General features: G+C 43.4%; 12 protein-coding genes. 5 read left to right on the forward strand and 7 right to left on the reverse strand.

Annotated features, from left to right (window positions below; genetic code table 11):
* Positions 1 to 455: 455 nt before the first annotated feature.
* Positions 456 to 1,697, forward strand: coding sequence for a DUF4912 domain-containing protein (locus A3775_RS17580; protein WP_066383542.1), 1,242 nt, complete (start codon positions 456 to 458; stop codon positions 1,695 to 1,697).
* 74 nt (positions 1,698 to 1,771) lie between these two features.
* On the forward strand, positions 1,772 to 2,743 hold the full coding sequence (locus A3775_RS17585; protein ID WP_066426045.1) for a phosphodiester glycosidase family protein: 972 nt from the start codon (positions 1,772 to 1,774) through the stop codon (positions 2,741 to 2,743).
* A gap of 19 nt (positions 2,744 to 2,762) precedes the next feature.
* On the opposite strand, the gene A3775_RS17590 is transcribed toward A3775_RS17585, so the two are convergent.
* Together A3775_RS17590 and A3775_RS24745 are read right to left on the reverse strand one after the other, a co-directional pair.
* Positions 2,763 to 3,776: a carboxylesterase gene (locus A3775_RS17590; RefSeq protein ID WP_066426050.1), complete on the reverse strand. Its 1,014-nt coding sequence runs from the start codon at positions 3,774 to 3,776 to the stop codon at positions 2,763 to 2,765.
* Between the two features lie 238 nt (positions 3,777 to 4,014).
* Positions 4,015 to 4,170 (reverse strand): hypothetical protein, encoded by a 156-nt coding sequence (locus A3775_RS24745; RefSeq protein ID WP_197480190.1) that lies wholly within the window; start codon positions 4,168 to 4,170, stop codon positions 4,015 to 4,017.
* A 241-nt stretch (positions 4,171 to 4,411) separates the two neighbouring features.
* On the opposite strand from A3775_RS24745, the gene A3775_RS17595 reads away from it, so the two are divergent.
* The 3 genes from A3775_RS17595 (at position 4,412) to dprA (ending at position 7,157) form a co-directional block, all read left to right on the forward strand.
* The gene (locus tag A3775_RS17595) at positions 4,412 to 5,203 is read left to right on the forward strand and encodes an S-adenosyl-l-methionine hydroxide adenosyltransferase family protein (protein WP_066426051.1); all 792 of its coding nucleotides are present in this window, start codon (positions 4,412 to 4,414) and stop codon (positions 5,201 to 5,203) included.
* A gap of 69 nt (positions 5,204 to 5,272) precedes the next feature.
* Positions 5,273 to 5,938, forward strand: coding sequence for a DUF2301 domain-containing membrane protein (locus A3775_RS17600; protein WP_066426053.1), 666 nt, complete (start codon positions 5,273 to 5,275; stop codon positions 5,936 to 5,938).
* A gap of 100 nt (positions 5,939 to 6,038) precedes the next feature.
* Positions 6,039 to 7,157 carry a DNA-processing protein DprA gene (gene dprA / locus A3775_RS17605; RefSeq protein WP_066383565.1) on the forward strand — a complete coding sequence of 373 codons (1,119 nt, stop codon included), beginning with the start codon at positions 6,039 to 6,041 and terminating at the stop codon, positions 7,155 to 7,157.
* Between the two features lie 95 nt (positions 7,158 to 7,252).
* On the opposite strand, the gene psb28 is transcribed toward dprA, so the two are convergent.
* The 5 genes from psb28 to A3775_RS24380 all read right to left on the reverse strand — a co-directional run.
* On the reverse strand, positions 7,253 to 7,621 hold the full coding sequence (gene psb28, locus A3775_RS17610; protein WP_066383568.1) for a photosystem II reaction center protein Psb28: 369 nt from the start codon (positions 7,619 to 7,621) through the stop codon (positions 7,253 to 7,255).
* Positions 7,622 to 7,809: 188 nt separating this feature from the next.
* Entirely contained in the window at positions 7,810 to 9,345 is a 1,536-nt protein-coding gene (locus A3775_RS17615; RefSeq protein WP_066383570.1) for a serine hydrolase, read from the reverse strand.
* A 267-nt stretch (positions 9,346 to 9,612) separates the two neighbouring features.
* The gene (locus A3775_RS17620; RefSeq protein ID WP_066383588.1) at positions 9,613 to 10,344 is read right to left on the reverse strand and encodes an RNA methyltransferase; all 732 of its coding nucleotides are present in this window, start codon (positions 10,342 to 10,344) and stop codon (positions 9,613 to 9,615) included.
* A 404-nt stretch (positions 10,345 to 10,748) separates the two neighbouring features.
* Positions 10,749 to 11,468 carry a hypothetical protein gene (locus tag A3775_RS17630; protein ID WP_066426057.1) on the reverse strand — a complete coding sequence of 240 codons (720 nt, stop codon included), beginning with the start codon at positions 11,466 to 11,468 and terminating at the stop codon, positions 10,749 to 10,751.
* A gap of 54 nt (positions 11,469 to 11,522) precedes the next feature.
* The coding region (locus A3775_RS24380) for a CARDB domain-containing protein (RefSeq protein ID WP_197480191.1) at positions 11,523 to 21,866 on the reverse strand (10,344 nt) is incomplete at its 5' end.

Raw genomic sequence — 21,866 nt, forward strand, 5'->3', positions numbered from 1 at the left:
GAGCAGGGGAGGCAGAGGAGCGGAGGCAGCAGAGGAGAAAAACTAATGACTCATGACTCATGACTGCCAAAATGTCATGAATTGTTGACACAAATGCCTTTGCTCCCAGGGTAAATATTATGATTTCATGACATTTTGATCCCACAAGGGCTGATAAGTGCGTGAAATAGGTAAAAAACCCTGTTGACACCCCTTGATCCCTAGCAAGGGTTCATAGTTAATATTCACTTAACAAACTTAGTAAAGCTCACTCCTCTGCTTCCAAAGTGCTAATTTTGGCATGAGTAAGAAACTGAACAAGAGTGATCCTCATTTAACAAACGATTAACTCAAAAACACACTGGGCAAAACCAGGAGTCAAGAATAACAAATTCATCTGGGACGAATGAAATTTAATCAAGCATTTTTTAACCCAGTGAAATCATTGACTTTTCACACGACTGGAGGCCAAAAACATGGCGAAAGAACGCCCACCGCTAGAAGAGATGACACTACGGCAATTACGGAAAGTTGCCAGTGAGTATAGCATCTCTCGCTACAGCCGGATGCGTAAATCACAATTACTAGCAGCAATTCAAGAAGTCCAAAGAAACAAAGCATCACTTACCCCATCTCGTTCACTGGAGGCTCAGGAAACCGTGGAAGCAGCAAAATTTGAATTAGGTCAAGAAGACCGTACTGGTGGCTCCCTGGCTGATGTTGATGCAGGATTGGCAGATTTACCTGGTGGTTATGGTGAGAGCCGGATTGTGCTGTTACCGCGTGATCCTCAGTGGGCTTATGCTTACTGGGATGTTCCCAACGAGCATAAACAAGAGTTGCGTCGTCAAGGGGGACAGCAACTAGCATTAAGGATTTACGATGTCACCGACGTTAATCTTGATTACCAAAGTCCCCACAGCATCCAAGAGTATCCTGCGGATGAACTAGCGAGGGAATGGTATGTACCAATTCCAGTGAGCGATCGCGATTATGTAGTTGATATCGGTTATCGTACCTTTGACGGTCGTTGGTTGGTACTAGCTCGCTCTGCTACCGTCCATATTCCTCCTGTTTATCCTTCTGACTGGATTGAAGATGTCTTCATCACCGTCAACTTTGAGGAAGATTTACGCGGTAAAACCTTTTACGAACTCGTTCCCCCAGCCAAGAAAACCGCCGCAGTCGCAGTCAACGGGAACCCCATCTACGACGAAATCTTTGGCTTGGCGGAATCTGCGGAAGCGCAACGGGTTGCTGGTTCTCTGTTCGGTTCCATGCAGCACGTACCCGGTTCTGTCCGTCCCGAACAAGCTATCAGTTCCTACGTCTTCCCCTCTGGTGTAGGGATGTGGGCTGTTCCCACCGTTTCCGGCTTAACAATGTCCGGTGTGGGAATGTCTGGTGTAGGCTTCTCCGCTTCCGCCGTACCAATGCGCCCTCGTCAGTTCTGGTTAATTGCTGATGCTGAGTTGATTGTCTACGGTGCTACTGAACCTGATGCTACCGTAACAATTGGCGGTCGTCCCATCAAGCTGAATCCCGATGGTACATTCCGCTTCCAAATGTCCTTCCAAGATGGTTTAATCGACTACCCAATTATGGCTGTTGCGGCTGATGGTGAGCAAACACGCTCAATTCACATGAAGTTTACTCGTGAAACTCCATCTCGTAATACCAATACCAAAGAAGAAGCTGTTGTAGAATGGCTATCTTAAATTCAAGATGATTTTGGCTTGAAATTTGGAATTATTCCCCGCTATAGTCATGCTGTAGCGGGTTTTTATGTTTTATGTATCTTAAAAAAATCTCTGGTTTATTTCTCCTGATCACCACCGTTAGCTTATTATCTGGATGTGAAAAGATAGAAGCACAATCAAGTCCAAAAGCTACCGCAAAAACTATAACAAAAGCTACACCAAAAGCTACAAAGTCCTGTCCTGGGGAAGATGCAAAATTTAGTATTGATTTTTTTAAAACTAATAATAAAGGTGAAAAATTTAGCAAAGGTATCAATCATGTAATTATTTTTAATCCCAGGTCAGCAGCGTTAGACTTTAACGTGAATGTGGGGTTATCTCATCAGATTTACGCTCAAGATACTAGAGGTAAAATTCGGAGAAATTACGTACCAAAACAGTTTCATGAATTGATTTCTGAGCAAAACTCTCAACTCAATGGACAAAAACCAATAGCAGCAATTAACGCTGACTATATAGACACTGCAAACAAACCACAAGGTTTAAATATTTCCCGTGGCGTAGACTATTCAGGAGCGTTTAAAAATAAGCGTTCTTCCTTTGGGATTTCTGGAGGTAAACCGCAACAGCGACAGGCGACAATCCAAATTGGCAGCAGAAATACTAATATTCTCAACTACAATCTAGTAGGTGGCAATGGTAGGTTTTATAGTCAAGGTAAGTTTAAAGATATTTGTCATGCTTTGGGAGAATTTGCCTGTAAGCAAGCGACTAATCGCTCTATGGCGGCTATTACTAATAAGGGTTATGTAATTCTGTTAGTGAATGATTTTAAGGCTAATTCTATTATTGAGTTTTCTCCAATTAACCAAGAATTATTACCACACCAGTTTGATGATGTGTTAACAGGTATTGCTCGAAATAATTGTTTAGGCACAATTCAAGAAGGCATATTATTTGATGGCGGTATGTCCCCTGGATTGTATTACGACAATAAAATTTATGTGGAAAATCCAGGCCCGATTGGTTCAGTATTTTTGATTTATAAAAAGTCGCAAAATTAAAGCTTGATGCTGTGGCGGATTATTGGCATGGATTGATACATTTGAGATGATGACAACCAAAATCTTGAGTCATCATTGCTGCAAGTAGTTGAAAAGTTGGAGTATCAAGATTTAATTCTTGCTTGATTTGCTCATCTGCCTCTGGTTGAGCTATCCGCTTTGCTATTTGCTGAAACTGTAACCAAGTTAAATCACTGGCAACAAATGCTTTAGCAAGGCTAATTAGCAGTTCTTCATAATTATTGTCTTCTAATTTCGACATCATGCGATGTTTAATTTTTAAACTATGATCAAAGCAGTAATACCAAGATTTTGGTTGCTGCTTAAGTACCATTGTCAAAAAATCCTGCTGTTTCGAGCGGCTAACAGTCTTATCTGCCTCGCTACACACTATTAATATAGGAGCAGAATAACGGCTTGGTGCTTGTTTTAACAGCTTTTCTCCTAATTCTAGAAATATTCGTAATGCTTTCACACAAAAACCGTTATAACCAAAATTGCCGGGTGCATTTTTGTTGAACCATTCAAAATAAATTGGTAGAGTTTTGATTAGCCAATCAGTTATGAAATAGTGACTACCCAGATAAGGCGCGAATAATAAGGCGGACTCAATTTGTTGGGGATACTCTAAAGCTAACCACGCTGCTAATGTTCCACCTGTTGATAATCCTCCAATTACGACTTGTTGACCTAGGGTTTTGGCAATTTCCAACCACTCGATCACAAATTGTTGGTAAGTTTGAATGTCGGTTGGTAGTGGTGGGGGATTTTGGCGATTCCAGTCACCTGAGCGTCCATGTCCTGGTTGTAAGGGAATTAGAACGTTGTATCCTGCTTGAAAAAAAGCTTTGCCAAGTGGCTCAAATTGGTAAGGCCCTGCGGTGAAACCATGCAAGAATAGACAAACTTTTGCGGTGAAATTGGGATGAATCAAGAATTTTGAACGACAGGCTGCGTTTTTCAGTGTTAGCGCAGACTCTGATTGATGAACTTTTTCCAAAATTTCTACTGTCTTGCGAATGCAAACTTCCATCTGCTCTATTGGTTTATTTGTGCATATATTAGTTATTTTCCTAACTCAGTAAGCGAGTGAAATCTAGCAAATGGCAGATTGTGAGTTATATTTAGCCTGTCTGAGATTGAGGCTCATCAACGGCAAGTTTAACTGTTCATGCAATACAAAATTTATCACACTTGCCTATGTATGGATACAATAAAACCCGCCGTAGCGGGAGTACACACAACAACACTATGAACAATGAAAACTTGATTTAGGCAAAATATCTCATTTCAGCTTCTAGTTGCTGAATCAGCCTCTCGTCACCACGAGATTTCGCTACTTGCAAGCGATGCTCAATGTTTCTTTTAATATTCTCTTTGTGTATATCTGTTGCTGCACTCCTAGCACCGAGTTGATTCTGTCTCATAGTGGTTAACCTCTAATTTTTCTGTTTATGTCTGAGGACTTACGCAACTGCCACATTAGTAGGGTGCGTCAGAAGCCAAAAATAGGTTTATTTGCTCTATTTATGCAGGCTGACGCACCCTACATATAGATATTTAGTGTGACACTGGCGTAAGTTTTATGTCTGTTCTTCTTAACATAGCACAATTTTAGTAGTCTATGTTACAGAAAAATTTAATTTAATATAGTTTTACTTTTAAGGTATGTGGGAAAATCAGGCTCTCGTGACGTTATTAAGCGATTTTGGCGATCGCGATGTGTATGTAGGGGTGATGAAAGGAGTAATCGCCCAAATTAACCCAAAATTGCGCGTGGTAGACTTAACGCATGAGATTCCAGCGCAAAATCTGGCGGCGGCTAGGTTTTGCTTCATGAATGCTTATCCTTACTTTCCAGAGGGAACAGTACATATAGCGGTGGTAGATCCGGGAGTGGGGAGTCAAAGACGGGCGATCGCGGTAGAATTTGCAGGTGGGTTTTTAGTAGGGCCAGATAATGGTATATTTAGCGGCGTATTAGCTCAAACTCCAGCCATTGCCGCCGTCGAGTTGACAAATCCCCAATATTGGCGCACCCCTGAACCTAGTAAGACTTTTCATGGTAGAGATATTTTTGCACCCGTCGGTGCTTATCTAGCCAGTGGTGTTTCTCTGCAACAGTTAGGACAAGCAATTGACACAGCAACTTTAACACAGCTAAGTCTCAAGCTGTGCCATTCTACAACAACTGGTGTTGCAGGTTGTATTCAATATATAGATCACTTTGGCAACTTGGTGAGTAATATTCCAGGGAGTTATGTACAAGGTAAAAAATGGTGTGTGCAAGCTGGCGAGTTAATTATTCCTGGCTGTGAAACTTACAGCGATGTTGCCTGTGGGGAAGCAGCCGCTTTAGTTGGTAGTCATGGCTGGGTAGAAATTGCTATCAATAGTGGTAATGCACAGTCGCAGTTACAGATAAATTTGCAAGATTCTCTAGAAGTGATTCATGATTAAACTATTAATAGGGAAGAAGATTTATTGTGTAGAACTCTGAATTTTGAATGAGAGAATTTTGAATTGCTTATGACTACGCCAACAATATCTGCACCGGAAGTTTATCAAGGTCAGTTTGGGGAGTTTACAATTAATCAGAGCGATCGCATAGGTGTAATTATCTATCGTTCGGCGTTAATGGTAGCGGCTCTGTGCTTTGCTATTGGTACGGGTTTAGTATTATTCCAGAGTAATTCTACCACCATCCAAGCACTCACACCTTTATACACTTGTTTCAGTTTAGCTCTGGGTGTGAGTTTATTGACAATACATATTTACATGACAGCATTACACAGAATATTGCAAGCTTTTTGGCTAATTGGTAGTATTTCCGCCTTTGTTATCGGACATTTTGACAGTCTACCTTTTGCTGTCACTGTCTACAATCAACCCCTAACTTTATTTGGTGTTGGTTTTACTTTCGCAGCTTTAACAGGCATTTATTTTAAGGAAGCGTTTTGTTTTAATCGTGCAGAAACTAAAGTTTTAACTGTCATAGTCCCACTATTATTATTAGGGCATTTGGTAGGGATTTTACCAACGCAATGGGAACAAGTTTTATTAGGAACTTGGGCAATTTTATTTTTAGTATTTGCCTTACGAAAAGCAGTGCAAGCCATTCCGCCTGATATTGGTGATAAATCGGTGTTTGCTTATTTGAAGCAAAAACACTCAGTCGAAGAGGTGAGAGGGTAGGAAGAAGCGGAGGCAGAAAAACTTTTACCCAGTCACCAATCCCCAGTACCCAGTCCCCAAATTTGGGAATAATAAACCCAATGGGTGCGAGGATGTAAAAGTGAGCGAAGAAAGAGCATATTGGCTAGCGTGGTCAAAAATTTCTGGGATTGGCCCGGTTTTACTGCAAAGATTACAGCAGCATTTCGGCACGCTTGCCGTAGCTTGGAACGCTACCAAGGCTGAATTGCGAGAGGTTGAGGGTTTTGGTTTCCAAACTTTGGAGAAAATAGTACAACAGCGATCGCGTCTCAATCCAGAACAGTTAATTATTCAGCACCAACAGGAAAACCCCCACTTCTGGACACCAGCCGATGCGGATTATCCCCGGTTACTACTGGAAACTCCCAGCCCACCACCGATTTTATACTATCGGGGTGAGGTTGAACTACAAGAAAATTGGGGAAAAAAACCGTTAGTGGGGATTGTGGGAACGCGCCAACCTTCTGATTATGGTATTCGGTGGACTTGCCTAATTAGTGCAGCTTTGGCGAGAAATGGCTTTACAGTGGTGTCAGGGATGGCTGAGGGAATTGACACCGCCAGTCATAGTGCAGCTATCAAAGCTGGTGGAAGAACAATTGCCGTTTTGGGTACTGGTGTAGATGTTGTCTATCCCCACAAAAATCGGGATTTGTACCAACAGATTTTGCTAGCTGGTTTAGTCGTAAGTGAGTATCCGGCGAGAACTCCACCAAATAAGACACACTTTCCTAAACGTAATCGGATTATCGCCGGTTTAAGTCGTGCCATATTGGTGATTGAAGCACCTGTTAAATCTGGTGCGTTAATTACGGCTACCTATGCTAATGATTTTGGTAGAGATGTTTATGCACTCCCTGGAAGATTAGATGATTATCCATCCCAAGGCTGTTTAAAATTAATCAACCAAGGTGCAGGTTTAATTCTCAGAGAAATAGACGAACTGTTAAAAATGTTGGGAGCAATACCAAAAATTGATACAGTTCCACCATCACCAACGGCAGCACAATTGAGTTTGCCGATTTTATCGCCAGAATTGCAACGGGTAATGGATGTGTTCGCCTGTGATACTGTACATTTTGATTTACTTGTCCAACAAACAGGGATGAATGCTAGTTCTGTTTCCAGTGCTTTATTACAGTTGGAATTGATGGGTTTAGTTTCACAACTACCGGGAATGCGTTATCAAAAATGTTAATTAGTTATTAGTTATTAGTCATTAGTCATTAGTTATTAGTCATTAGTCATTAGTTATTAGTCATTAGTTTGCTTCCCCTGCTTCCCCTGCATTCCTCATTTTTCCCCGTATTCCATACCATTGGCATCTGCGTAACGGTGCATAAAGCGCATGAATCTGTCCCAATGCTCATCGCGCTCAATTTCAAATTTGCATTCTACGCCTTGTAGTTCATCACCTTCGTCACCGCCAAATATAAAGCGTGTGGAAGAAGGTGTTACACTAATTTCACCTTCTTCATCAGTTAATAGCAAGGCGTTTAGGGATTGTTTGGTGAAGCTGTTAAATCCTTCTATTGCTTTCAATTTGTCGAATGTCATCGCCACGATACGTTTACCTGTCCGCACTTCCCGGCGCAAGCTGACGTTACTAAGTTCTTCAAAAATACCTGTAAAAAACTGAATGGATGGGTTGGTAGATGTCATAAAAAATTCAAAGTTCAAAATTCAAAATTCAAAGTTCAAAGTTCGCGTATAGCCTACGGCTAGGCTTACGCCTACAAAATTTAAAATTCTTTACGGTTTGGGGTAGCTTTCAGATTAAAGCAGTTTAAACCAAGTATAACTACTCAGCCAGAATTAATGACAGAAATTTTTTTCCAGTCCCCAATCCCTTATCTTGGGGGATAGTATTGTGGGTTGATGATGGGAGTCTGAAAACCAGCAGGGGTGCTACCCATGTTGTGAGACACTGGAGGGGCGATCGCTGGGGATTGATAACCGCCTACAGGTATACCGGGTGCTGGTGCTGTGATGATGGGCGGCTGATAGCTAGTCGGGGATATGGTGCTAGTTGTGTTGTTTGGTGTCGGAGGATTTTGAGTCAACTGTTGGTAAGCGGCGCGGGAAATTGAGCTAATGAGTTTTTCGGCGCGGGGGTCGTTGTTGGGACGTTGTACCATGACAGCAGCTATGTAACGCTTGCCTGTGGGAGTGTCTATTAAACCTGCATCTGCCAGGAGAGTACCAATATCACCAGTTTTATGATATACTCTTGCGCCTGTTCCTAAACCAGAGGGTAAAAGATGATCTCGCTCTGTTTGGCGCATAATATCAAGTATTTGGTCACGCGATCGCATACTGACTAATTTGCCTTGACTTACCAAAGTCAGTAAATTCACCAATTCTTTAGGACTGGTGGTGTTTGTGCCTGACAAGTCTGGTAGAAGATTACGAATGGCTGTGTTTGTTAACCCCCAACTGCGAAAACGCTGATTGATTGCGTCTATACCACCGAGTCGAGCAATCAGCATATTAGTTGCTGTGTTGTCGCTAATGGTAATCATCTTCTTAGCCACTTCCAAAGCAGCATACTGGGTTCCGGCTGGTTTGAATTGCATATTTCCCGAACCACCGGCAATCATATCCTGCTGCATTGTCAGTATTTCATCCAGGCGAATTTTCCCCGCATCAACATCTTGGAAAAAGGCAATCAAAATTGGTACTTTAATGGTGCTAGCCGCAGGTAAACTGTTATCACCATTGATATCTACATAACCGCCCGTGTCTAAATCTACCAAGAAAACCCCTGGCCTGAGATTGGCATTAGCTGCTGCCAATTCTTGTACGGCATTTTTCAAGGGTGTAATTTCTTGGGTGAGGTATAAGCCGGCTGCTAGGTTTGCCGTTGATGGGGACTGAGTTCTGGGGTTATTTGCGGCTGTGGAAGTGGTGGGAGGGATGCGAGTTGCAGGATCTAACACGGACAAGAATGTACCAACGATCGCACCAATGCCCACTCCCACAATCAACAACCTGATCATGTATAGTATGGCTCTCGCCATTGGTTTTAAGCGGGTTTTCCGTGATACTCGTTTTACCATTTTTGGCAACGGCTGTTTCTGCACTCGTACTGTTTTGCCCTTGACATTTCCACGAGAGGGTGGCACTGGCTTAGTCACGGTGGGTATGGGTTTAACCGCCGTCGGCATGACTAATCCTGGTTTTGGCTTCCTAGCACCAGCCGCCATTGGGGGAGGCATAACCTGATGTTTGAGGCGCGTCACTGCTACCGAACCTTTGGCGGTACGCTGCTGGTTAGGAACTTTTGGTTTTTTTGATGTTACTTTTTCAACTTTATGCAAACGTTGGCGACGGTTGACAGGTTGTCGCCGCGAGAAATTTTTTAGTTTGTCACTTGACTCTGACACTGCTACTCCTTGTAACCCACTCTAATTGTTGTTTAAGGCAGGAGGCAGGAGGCAGAAGGAACTTTTATTAGCCTATGCGTCCCTAGTCCCCAGACTCTTTTCCATATATCCTAGTGTACCCAGTGTAATACTATTACTTAGTAGCATTTTTGTGTTTACTTTATGCCATATTAAATACTGTGGCAATAATTCTGTCAATCTTCTACTGGCAATTACTACGAGACTGACGCTACAGAACTTTTCGCTTTGGCTTATCGGCTGCTGACTTTAATGCTCAGTTTGCTGGTTAATTGCCCATTCTACCTGACGTAATATTCCCCGCAACATGGCTACTTCCTGAGTTTGCAGGTGGGCGCGGTTATATAGTTGGCGGAATTTTTCCATCCGGCTGCTTGCTGTATGTGGATACAGATAACCAATTTTTAAGAGTAATGATTCTAATTGCTGATAGTATGCTTCTACTAATTCTATGGGAGCTAGTTCAGTGGTGGTGATAGTTGCAGTTGCGTCTATCTGGGCTGGTTGTGCGAGTTCGTAGCAGCAGATACCAACAGCAGACGCTAAATTTAACGAGGGATAGTTGGGGCTGGAGGGGATGCGGACAAATCTTTGGGCGTAGTTTAATTCTTCATTACTCAGTCCCCTGTCTTCTCTGCCAAATATCAGGGCGGCGGGTTGGTTGGCGGCTTGTAGTAGTGAAGGTAAGGCGGTTCTAGGTTGTTCTAGGGGTAGTTGATTATAGCGATCGCGTCCTGTTGTGGCGATCGCACTCACGCATCCTGTTAAGGCTTGGGGTAATGTATCGACTACTACCGCCGATTCTAAAATTTCTTTGGCATGGACTGCCATTCTCATCGCTTCTGTTGACAGGCGATCGCATTGGGGATTAACTAAAACTAGATGCTCTAGTCCAAAATTCTTCATCACACGGGCTGTTGCACCTACGTTAAGCGGGCCTGCTGGTTCTACTAATATAATTCTTACCCCAGCTAACCCCATTTGTTGATTACCCAATTCTTTCATCACTTGACAAATTCATGTCCTTGAAAATCTTACCCGCAAACCTTCACTAAGTCAGGGTTTGATTATTTTACTACCAAAATAGTCCCGAATTTCAAACTGCTTGTTCTCAGCATCATGTCTGGTTATATCATGTCCGGCTAATTACTTATGATAAGTTTTCGATGCTGATCTTTTCTTCTTCCCTGTTAAGAGTTCCCTGTTCCCTGTTAAGAGTTCCCTCTTTTCCTGTTAAGAGTTCCCTGTTAAGAGTTCCTTCCTGTTCCCTACCCCAACAGATATGATAACTATTCAAAAGAGAGTTGAATGGCGGCAGTTCACAGCTGAGACTTTTGTCAGCTAGATTCTGCCACGGCAACACTCAAAAAAGCTGGACTCATCAATTATTTTGTTTTCGGTTTCCGCTTGTGAACAAATTTAATTTTGAAAGCAGAACCCAAACCTACAACCATCAAACTACTAAATATTGTTGTCGGTTCAGGAACAGGAGTTATTTGGAGATTATCCAGAACTAAAGCTGAATTAACTGTATCATCCCCCATATCAACTACACCAAACCCTAAAGTATAAGTTCCGGCTGTAGTGAATGTGTGAGTGTAAGATTTATATCCAGTTTGTTGCGCTAAACGAGAAAAAGATAAGCTATTGACAGAATTAGTGTTAGCCAGTTGATTGATATTGCCAAGACTTACAAAAGCAAAATCATTATAATCTGGATCTGCTGGCACTTGATCTGTGAGAAAATTCCAATCAAAAGTCAGGCGATCGCCAGCATTCACAGTAATGGCTCGTTTGATAGCAGAACCTTCAACTACTCCTAAATCAGTTAAGCTACCTGAAGATAACTCTAAGAAAGTTTCTAAATTACTCGCACTAATTCCTGTGACATCTTGGAGGGTTTCTAAAACGGCTTGGTAAGTTCCATTAGCAGGTGCTATACCAAAGCTGGCAGATTCAACTGTTGTCTGACCTATAGTTGTCCAGTTGTTAAAGTTGCCACTTTCAAAACTACCATTGGGAAGAGCTACCGCGTAAACTTTCCCTTGGTTAGCCGTCAGAAAACTCATGGCTACTGCCACTGCTAAACCTGTCAATTTCCACATATATTTATTGTGCTTTTTTTTGCTAATTATACAATTGTTAAACCTGACTAATTATCAAGATTGTAAGAAGAAATCATTGGCTTCCAGATTAGCACTCAGGTTAGCAAATATGCCGCCATTACCTAAACCAGTCGTTGCACCGTCTTGGTTATATATCAAATTGCCTGTTGATGAGTTGTAGATAATTTTGGCATTGCTAACTCCAGCAATGGCGATTTCATCCTCCAAAGTCGTGTTAATCGTGGCAAATTCATGTGCTAGTAAGTTGCTGTTAACTAGACTATTTAGTGCAGTGAAAGAGGCTTGACTTAGGGCAATTTTATCTGTGCCTTGGTGGAAGTCTGTGATAGTATCAACACCGAAGGCTGTTTGAGTAAAGGTGGCACCGCTACCAAAGAGGAATGTATCTGTGCCTTCTCCCCCGGTTAAGGTATCATTGCCCGCACCACCGACTAAGGTATCATTACCGTCACCACCAATCAAGGTATCATTGCCGTCTAAACCTTTGAGGAGGTTGTTACCACTGTTACCCGTGATGGTGTTATCTAAGGCGTTGCCAGTGCCGTTAATGTTGGCTGTGCCAGTTAAGATTAAATGTTCGACGTTGGTGGTGAGGGTGTAACTAGCTGAGGATTTGACTGTATCTATACCTTGTCCGACGGATTCTACTACTACGTCGCGGATGCTATCAACGATGTAGGTGTCATTGCCATCTCCACCGATGAGGCGATCGCTACCTGTACCACCATCGAGAATATCATCACCAGCACCACCGTTGACCGTATCATTACCTGCCCCTGCATTGATGATGTCATCGTCATCTGTGCCAGAGAGGGTTTCACGGTTGGATGTGCCGTTAACAAGGTTGATGACTTTGAGAGTAAAGGTATCACTGACACTGGCTGCGGCTGTATCGGTGGCGGTAACAGTGATGTTGTAGCTGCCAGATGCAGTATGCGTTGGTGTACCGCTAAAGGTGCGGGTTGCGGCATCGAAGGTTAGCCAAGTTGGTAAAGCATCACCGTTGTCTAAAGTAGCGGTGTAGGTGAGGATATCCCCGGCATCTACATCTAAGAAAGTAGCTTCTGGGATGGTGAAGGTAAAAGCGGTGTCTTCGGTGGCAGATTGATCAGCGATCGCACTCACCAAAATTGGGTGATCATTGACTGGGTTAACAGTAATGTTGAAACTGGTGTTAGCGATCGTACCACCATTCCCATCGGAAACGGTAAAGCTGAAACTATCGCTCGTGGTTTCACTGCCATTGTGGGTATAATTTAGCAGGTTACTGTCGATGTCTGCTTGGGTGAAGGTGTCGTTAATTGCTAAGGCTGTGTTATTCAGTGAAAGTACGCCGTTGTCTGGTATATCAGTTAACCTGTAAGTAATTTGGGTGGTGCTATTATCAACATCTGTAACTTGTAGTTGAGTATTGGCGATCGCACCCGTAGCTTGTTCATTGAGAGTTAAACCCTGATTCAGTGCCAGAACTGGGGGAACATTACTACTCAGAACTTGGATAGTAGCTTGAGCAGTGGTAGGAACGGCTTGACTATTACCTGCATTGTCACGGGCAACACTGTAGAAGGCGTAAGTATGACCGGGTTCGCCGATGTAAGTAGCTTCGGTGAGGGTGGTGTTTTCTAGCCAGGGGGTAAAGGGGCTACCGTTGTCAGACACATAAATCGTGTAGTTAGCTAAAGCTGAACCGTTGTTATCATCACTACCTGACCAACTCACCAGAAATTCTGCGGTGTCTGTAGTCGCTGGTAGTGCATTAACTGTACTGCTTGGTCTACCTGCATCGATAGTGTTGAAGATAGGCGGTGTGTCAATTGGTGCTTCAGTGTCAAAGACAATTCGCGCCTCAGCATCAATGATTGCTCCTGTTTGCACATCTCGACGGGCGCGGATGCTGTAATTAACAAAGCCATCGCCCACACCATCCTCATTGTTGGGTGGTAGGAAACCTGCTAGGGCATCTTCTGGGATTTCGCCTGTATTGGGGTCGATGGTAGTAATTGTCCAGAAGGCTTCGCCAGTGGTAACATTAATACCTGCGCTGACATCTACATAGTAGCCCTTGGTGGCAGTGAGGTCTAGACGTTCATTATAGAAGGCGCGGTTATCAGGTACATCGAAGTACAAATCGCCCCAGCCGAAATCACCGACGCGGTAAGTACGGAAGTCAAGGTCTGAGTCTAGTTGTTGCGTAATCACGACTTGTTGGGCGGGTGCTGTCGCGCTGGCTAGGTTTTCAAAGCGGATAGTGTAGGCCAGGGTAGAGGATGCAGTTATCCATTTTTCTTCACCAAAGCCTGCTGGCCCAATGATGTCGTTGGGGTCAATGGCGCGGATGATGGGAGTGCTACCAGAGTCCAAATCTTGATCATTTGGTTCAAGAAGACCTCCTCCATCCAAGAGATCCTTGATCAGCTTACCCCATTTAAATAAGGATTTAGGGCTAGGTCTCCTTAATATTGGCCCTCCTAGTTGTTCAGCGAAACCACCAGCATTTTCACTAATCTGATTATTAGCATTTCGGTAATCTTGCAATGCGTTTTCATCAGAACCTATCCTTGATAGTGCGTCGTTCCTTCTCCGTATTCCCTCTGCAAATCCCCGTGCATCCAGCCCCAAAGGATCAACTAAATTGACAGGGTTATTAATTGCATACTGATACAAGTTGAGTCCACCAAGTTGACCAATGGGGTCTTGATTCAAAAATCTGCCTGCCAATGGGGTATAAAACCTCGCCCGCATGAAATCAAGACCATTCCCCTCATCCATTACCCCCCATTGACCCACATACTCAAAGGGGTTAGCAATAGTTTCAATTTTTGTTAAATCCTCACCAAAAGGTAGATAACTGTAGCGATTGAGATAAATTCCCGTCGCACCCGTCAAACCTACAGTCGAACCAATCGCATCGCTATCATAATAACTGACAGCATTTGTGCCATCAATGCGACTCACTAACCCTAAACCATGCGTATAGGCAGCAACTAAATTTCCTGAACCATCATATTCACCAACTACATCAACTAATCCCGTCGGGTCGAGTAAATATTCAGTGCGTTGACCATTATAAACAGTGGCAATTCTATTGCCTAAAGCATTATATTCATAAGTCCAAGTACCATCAGGAGTAGTGACACCAATCAGGCGATTTTCTACATCATAAGTAAAGGTAGAAGTAACGCCATTTTCAGTTTTACTAATTAAATTGCCATCCGTATCATAGCTATAAGTCGCATTACCAACCGAGGTGTATTGATTGAGATTATTGCCACTGTAATTAGTCGTTACACCACTATCTTTCACAGAAATGCGATTTCCAGCCGCATCATAACGATATTCAATTATCCGTCCATTGGGAAGTTCAACAGAAGTTAATTGACCAGTGGCATCATAACCATAATTAGTGGTTCCCTCTAGGGTAGTAACACTGGTACGACGACCCACACTATCATAGGTGTAGTCAAAGCGAGAATTAACTGTGGCGTTAGCAGCATAGTTGACTATACTCAGCAGTTGTCCAGCCGCATCATAGCTATAAGTGGTATAAGTGCCATTACCATTGTCTTCTCTGACTAAACGCCCAGTCAGGTCATAAGTATAAGTCACAATGGTGGCATGATTACCATCTGTTAAACTTTGAAGTCTGCCATCAGCATCATAGCTGTAATTCACAGTCAAGCCATTGTGGTCTGTTAACCGACTGCGACGACCAGCCGTATCATAGCTATACTCAACAAACCGCCCATCTTCCTGTGTTGCTTTAGTCAGGCGATTTGCCGCATCATAAGTATAGGTAATGCTGCTATCAGCATCAGTCGCAGACAGTAAGTTACCCCGACTATCATAAGTAAACGTTGCGCTAGTGCCATCGCCATAGTCTTTACGGGTTAATAAACCTTGACTATTGTAGGTGTATTCAATCGTTTGGTTGCGACGGTTAACAGAATGGGTAATATTGCCCTGACTATCAACGCTCAAGGTTTCTTGACTACCATCAGGATAAGTGATTGAGTTTAAATTACCTTGGGAGTCGTAACCATAGGTGATGGTATTGCCGAGTTGATCTTTGACTGTTAACAGGTTGTTAAATTGATCATCATAGGTAAATTCAACCTTCTGCCCTACAGCATCCACAATTTTGATTAAATTCCCTTGATGATCATAGCTAAAGACAGAGGTTGTGCCGTTGGGTGCAACTTGTTGAATGCGGTTGCCTTGAGCATCATAGTGGTATTGAGTGCGTCTTCCTAAAGCGTCTTCCCATTGAGCGAGTTGTGCTAACTCATTCAGCAATATCTGAGACTTTGCTCCTGTGGCATCGGTGATAGTAATTCCTGTGCTGGTGTCGTAGCTATAGCTGGCTTGAGGAGTCCCATTGACACTTTCTTGTATTAACCTGCCTTGGCTATCATAATCGAAGCTAAAAACAGTACCGTTGCCTTGGGTTAGGGAACGCAGGGCATTTTTTAGGGACAGGTTGTTACTGTCATCGTAGGTGTAAGATACCGTACCTTCAGCATTAGTAACACTTAGCAGATGTTCACCACTAGCATCATAGATGTAAGTGGTAATTTGACCCGTTGCATCTGTTAACTGGCTAATGCGTCCTTGTGCATTATAGGCGAAGCTAAAGAAATCACCATTGGAATGAGTTAAACTCGTCAGGCGGTCATTGGTATAACCTGCGGTGATGCGATTGCTGTTACGGTCTTCGATATAATCAAGTTTGCCATCAACCCGGAAGACAAACACTGTGCCGTCATTCTCCCGTAGCTGATAGGTGTTGCCTATCAGTGACAGAGTGGCATTGTCTCCTGTTAGCCCTTTGTAACTGCCATCTGTTTGTTTGTCAAACAGGCGAATATTCCCCGCTTGTAGAAGCGTAACATTGCCTTGTTGATCAGGACGGGCGGTAATATTCCAAGTATGAGTCCAACCATAACCAAACTCCCCTAATATTAACCGTCCATCAAAGGTAGATTGGAAAGACCGCCCCATACTCAGCCTCAGTCCGGGGGTTGGGGAACTAGCATCAACCTGACTGGTTAATATATCGCCTAACAGAAGATTATTCGCTTGCTGGAGTTCTGCCCCAACCAACGTAGAAATATCACTAATTGACTGTCCTTGTTGACTAAAGGTGTTGGCATTATCTGTGACAGCAGCTAAATACTGGCTAGGAGTTTGCCCAATAGCAGCAGTAAAGTTACTCCAAATTCCATCCCATGCTTGTGGTGAAATGAAGCTAGGACGAGCATTTTCTTTGACAGTTGACCAATCAAAAGGTTGGTCTCCTCCCGTCACACCCTGTAACCTGAAATTAACGCTATTCCCTGCACCAATTGTAGGTTGAAAGACAAGGGACAAGCTTCCTCGTTCTCCTGGAGAGAGAATTCCCGCCGGGCCTTCGGAACCCACAGCCAGAAATTGATATCTGGATTTTAATTCGCCGTTAGGTAACTGTAAGTTAGCATTTTCACTATTCAGGATCAGTATAGGAGAAAGAATATCTGTTTCTCCCGTATTGACATAATTAATGGTAACAACTCCTCCCTGTCCAGGTCTTAAAGCACTGGGGAGTTCTAATTGTGTTTCTAGATTACCAACAGCCCCCGATGTCACGGTGAAAGCATCATCTAAAATCGCTGTCTGATGACTATTATTGACCTTGACATCATAAGCTCCAGTATTTAGCCCTTGTAAGTCAAAGGTTGCCCATAATTCCGTGCTATTCTTCCACCAAACCTTACTAGCTTGTCGTTGCGTTCCATCTGTGGCAATTAAACTGACAATATCATTTGGTGTAAATTTCGCGCCAGCAATCTTGACAGTGGTTTGTCCTTTATTGCTACCGCGATGTGTTCCTAAACTGCTGATAGAAAACTCAAGAACATCAGCTTCAATGCTATAATTAGCCGCACCACCACCTACATCACTGCTATAAGCGAGAATATAGTAAGTACCGCCGCGAGTGCTGGGAATCAGCACTTCTTGGTCTGGTGATAAAGCGGCTGAAAATGCGACATCATATTGAGAACGAGTTGGCATATCGCCATAGCGGATATACAACTCATTCGCCGCCGTGGTGGAAGCACTATCAAACTTCACCCGCAACGTTTCACCCGCAGCGACATCAACCCGATAGTAAGCCGCTTGTCCTTGTCCTAAAGTGCCAGTATCCGCAGTTCCCAAGTCTAATATTTCCGCATCAGCCGCAAACTGATTCAGGGACGCTGTGATGTTATTATTTTCATTCGATTCAGGAATTTGATTGCGAATATCGCTACGAACGATCGCATAATAATTTCCCGGCAATAACCCAGGTAAAGCAGCTGTTAAAGTTTTACTATAACTACCACCGCTAGCCACATTGCCAACGTGTTCCACTCTACCAAACAACGCATCACCCACATCCCATTGATTATCCGCAGAGATGTAAATCGCATCAAACCAACTACCCAAAGCCGGATTTGCCCCTTGGTTTGTCACCGTATAGCTGATAGTTGTATTCTGCCCAGGTACGCCATTAACCGGAATCGTGATTGTTCCCACTACTAAGTCGGCAGGTTGTGCCAGACTAATTTCTGTAGAGTTGCCATCGTAGCCAATATTATTCTGTTCGCTATTCCGTTCATTGATATTGTTACTACTGTCTGTAACCGCAAATACATAGAATGGCCCAGATAATCCTTGCGGAATCATGAAGGATGCTGTATCAGTGTAACTAGCTCCTGCTGCTAAATCTTGGGTTCGGGCTTGGAAACCAATATATGTATCGGTACTGCGGTCAAAGAATTGGTCACGGGACAAGTAAAAGGCATCATACCAGGAACGATTACCTGTATTTGCCGCCCCATTGTTGCTGACTGTCCAAGTCACATTCAACAACTGACCACTAATACCAGTGCTAGCAGCATCGACACTCGCCACAACCAAGTCTGGCACAGGACTCAAAGCGATGTTAGTAGTACCAGCACTTGCGAGGTTATTGTTATTTTCAAAGGGAGTTTCTAGGACGAAATTGCCACTATCCGTCCGCACAATAGTATAAAATTCACCTTGGAAGTCTAGCGGTAAATTAAAGCTGCGAGTCACGCTATACTCCGCCGATGCTTCTAGCCCTCCAGAACGGTATACTCTACCCAATAATCTATCATTGCCATCAATTACTGCATCAGTTGAAAGGAAAACTTCGTCATACCAGGAATCAAGGTTTGTCTTTCCTGTGCCGAAGTTTTTAACTGTCCAGTTCACTGTTAAGGTTTGTCCTGACAAGGCAGTGGTGGGAACACTCACCTCTGTAACTTGCAGGTCTGGAGTTTGCCGTGTGATGCTCAGGGATTGTACTGTTGAGTTGTTGCCTTCATTTGTAGCTTCATATACGTTGTTATTGGCATCTGTTACTACAAATAGGTTGTAATCACCAACTAAGTTGAAGGGAATGGTAACTAATTCTTGACGTGAATACGAACCACCAGGATTGAGTAAACTATTGCGGTTAAAGCTGGCTAACAGGACATCATCAGCATTACCCAACACCGCGTCACTAGATGCAACTATCCTATCAGTCCAATTAGTAACCGCCGTATCGCCAATACCCTGGTTAGTTACAGTCCATTCTACCCGGATGGCTTTACCTGCTTCGGCTGTGGTTGGTGCGGTAGCCGAAACTATCAGGTCAGCAGGTCGAGATAAAATGTTAATTGCTGTGTTATTGAAGCCAATGTTATTGTTGTTATTCGATTCAAAAACTGTATTGCCGCTATCTGTTACCACAAAGGCATAATATGTACCACTTAAGCCATTAGGTAGGGTAAAGGTAGCAGAGTTATCGTATCCATTACCGATGTCTAATGCCCCAAAGCGAGTCCGTTCACCCAGCTTGAGGTCTGTGTTCGGGTCTAGTTCGGTATCTGTTGACAGATAGAAGCTATCAATCCACAAGGAGTTGGGGGTAGGAGTTGCGCCAAAGTTGGTAACGCGATAGCTAATAGTTAGGGGACGACTCGCTGATGCTGTAGTGGGTGCATCAACAAATTCAACTTCTAAATCTGGCGGTGGTGTGGGATTAATTTTGGTGGCTGTGGTGTCATAGCCTGTGTTGTTGTTTTCAAAGACATTTTCGTAAACCTGATTACCTGCATCAGTCCGCACGAAGAAGAAGAAATCGCCACTAATGCCAATCGGTAAATTTACTGTCTGGGTGACATTGTAGCTTGAGCCTGAATTAATCGTACCACTGCGGTTGAACTTTCCTAAAGAGCGATCGCCCGCATCTAGGACATCATCCGCAGACATGAACACTTCATCATACCAGAATGTCTCTAAGTTCCTCCCTGTCCCCTCATTTGTGACTGTCCAAGTTAAGGTAAGCGGTTGTCCTGAAAAACCTTGAGCCGGGGCGTTGACTGTGGTAACTCTGAAGTCTGGTGGTGGTGTCAAATTAATGTCGGTGGGGCCGCCAAATCCAAAGTTATCGTCCTCATTGTCAAATTCATTGACGTTATTATTTGCGTCTGTCTTGACTAGGAAGTAATAATTACTATCGATACCTCTAGGTAGCTTGACTGTCAGATTGTTAGTGTAACTTTCGCCTACGTTGAGATAGCTGACATTAGTCGCCTGTCCTAAGTAAGTGTCAGTATTATCTAAGGTCTGATCTAGGGATAGCCAGACATGATCATACCAGAAGGGTGCGCTGGTAGCTCCTGTGCCGTTATTGGTAACAGTCCATTCTACCACCGTTTCTTGACTGGAGAAGGCTGTGGGGGGAGCGGTGACATGAGATACTTGCAGGTTGGGGAAGGGGGAGAGGCGAATTTGCAGGGGGCGATCGTCTACTGTGGTATTATTGCTTTCGGTTCCTTGACTCTCGCGCAGTTGGTTATACGCATCAGTTTGTAAGATTAAAGTGCGATCGCCACTGATAGTTAAGGGTACAGTGACTAACTGACGACGTTCAATAGAACTTCCCGCCGCAATGCTACCAGTAAAACTAAAGCTACCCAAAAGTTGATCGTTACCTACTACCCCATCTTCCGACAGCAAGACGTTATCTGTCCAAGTTCCGCTAGCTTCCGCATTACCTTGGTTTGTCAATGTCCATACAACTTCAATGGACTGTCCTGAAAATGCCTCAACAGGCGCAACAATATTACTAACAACTAAATCTGGTAAATCAATATTGTTGACTGTAATGTTATCTGTTCCACTGTTGAACCCAGTCGCCGAAGCAGTAATCGCTACTTGTTGATTTGCATCAAAAATTTCATCGCCTACTGCTGTCACTGTAAAGCTGACTGAAGATTGATTTACAGGTATAGTTACAGTCTGCGGCACCGTTGCTTCTGTAGTGTCGCTGGATTCTAAGGTAATAATTAACTCAGTCGATGTATCCTCTGTATTGCGGGTAATCGTTCCTGTAGCTGTCTCTGTTTCGTTAAGCTTATCTACGTTGAGAACAAGTGAGAGAGTTGGACTATCATTATCAATGATTGTGACAGTAGCATTATTTTGACTCCCAATAGTTACACCATTAGTAGGATTCGAGAGTGTGATATTAAATGTTTGATTAGGGTCAAAAATCGTATCATCAAAAATCGGAATTGTGACTGTTTTGCTAATTTCCCCATCGGCAAAGTTAACTGTAATCGGTGCATTATTATAGTCACTACCTGCGGTGGCTGTGCCATTTGTCAGGTTAACTCTGACACTAACTGCACCATCACTACCATTAGTCCGAGTTAAAGTTACAGCCGTTACTGGTGTACCATTTTCATTAATCGCATAGTTAGCATCACTAAACTCAATTACCCCTGGTACAGCATCATTATCAATGATGGTTAATATGGCTGTTTGTTGTGTGCCTAATGTTGCGCCACCAGTCGGGTTAGTTAAAGTTAAATTGACGGTTTCATTCGGCTCATAGTTACTGTCATCATTGAGCGGAATTGTGACTGTTTTGCTGATTTCCCCATTACCAAAGGTGACTGTAATTGGTGAATTATCGTAATCACTGCCTGTGGTGGCTGTGCCATCGCTGGGTGTGATGGTAACACTAATTTCGCCATCACTTCCCCCTGTGCGAATTAGATTAATATTCGCTGTACCATTTTCGTTAACGGTATAGTTTGTTGTATTGAAACTGAGCGTTCCTGGTTGGGGTGCATCATCATTAATGATGGTGACAACGGCTGTTGTCTGAGTTCCTAATGTTGCGCCGCCAGTGGGATTAGATAGGCTTAAATTAATGGTTTCATCTGGTTCAAATTGTGTGTCGTTCACCAGAGGAATTGTGACTGTTTTGCTAATTTCCCCATCGGCAAAGTTAACTGTGATGGGTGCATTATTATAGTCACTACCTGCGGTGGCTGTGCC

The sequence above is a fragment of the Anabaena sp. 4-3 genome, assembly GCF_001597745.1.
In the GTDB taxonomy this organism is placed as follows: domain Bacteria; phylum Cyanobacteriota; class Cyanobacteriia; order Cyanobacteriales; family Nostocaceae; genus Trichormus.

Bases quoted from the DNA above. Each gene is read 5' to 3' on its own strand.
- A3775_RS17580 (WP_066383542.1), top strand. From the start codon at position 456: ATGGCGAAAGAACGCCCACCGCTAGAAGAGATGACACTACGGCAATTA.
- A3775_RS17620 (WP_066383588.1), bottom strand. From the start codon at position 10,344: ATGGGGTTAGCTGGGGTAAGAATTATATTAGTAGAACCAGCAGGCCCG.
- A3775_RS17595 (WP_066426051.1), top strand. From the start codon at position 4,412: ATGTGGGAAAATCAGGCTCTCGTGACGTTATTAAGCGATTTTGGCGAT.
- A3775_RS17585 (WP_066426045.1), top strand. From the start codon at position 1,772: ATGTATCTTAAAAAAATCTCTGGTTTATTTCTCCTGATCACCACCGTT.
- psb28 (WP_066383568.1), bottom strand. From the start codon at position 7,621: ATGACATCTACCAACCCATCCATTCAGTTTTTTACAGGTATTTTTGAA.
- A3775_RS17590 (WP_066426050.1), bottom strand. From the start codon at position 3,776: ATGGAAGTTTGCATTCGCAAGACAGTAGAAATTTTGGAAAAAGTTCAT.
- A3775_RS24745 (WP_197480190.1), bottom strand. From the start codon at position 4,170: ATGAGACAGAATCAACTCGGTGCTAGGAGTGCAGCAACAGATATACAC.
- A3775_RS17630 (WP_066426057.1), bottom strand. From the start codon at position 11,468: ATGTGGAAATTGACAGGTTTAGCAGTGGCAGTAGCCATGAGTTTTCTG.
- A3775_RS17600 (WP_066426053.1), top strand. From the start codon at position 5,273: ATGACTACGCCAACAATATCTGCACCGGAAGTTTATCAAGGTCAGTTT.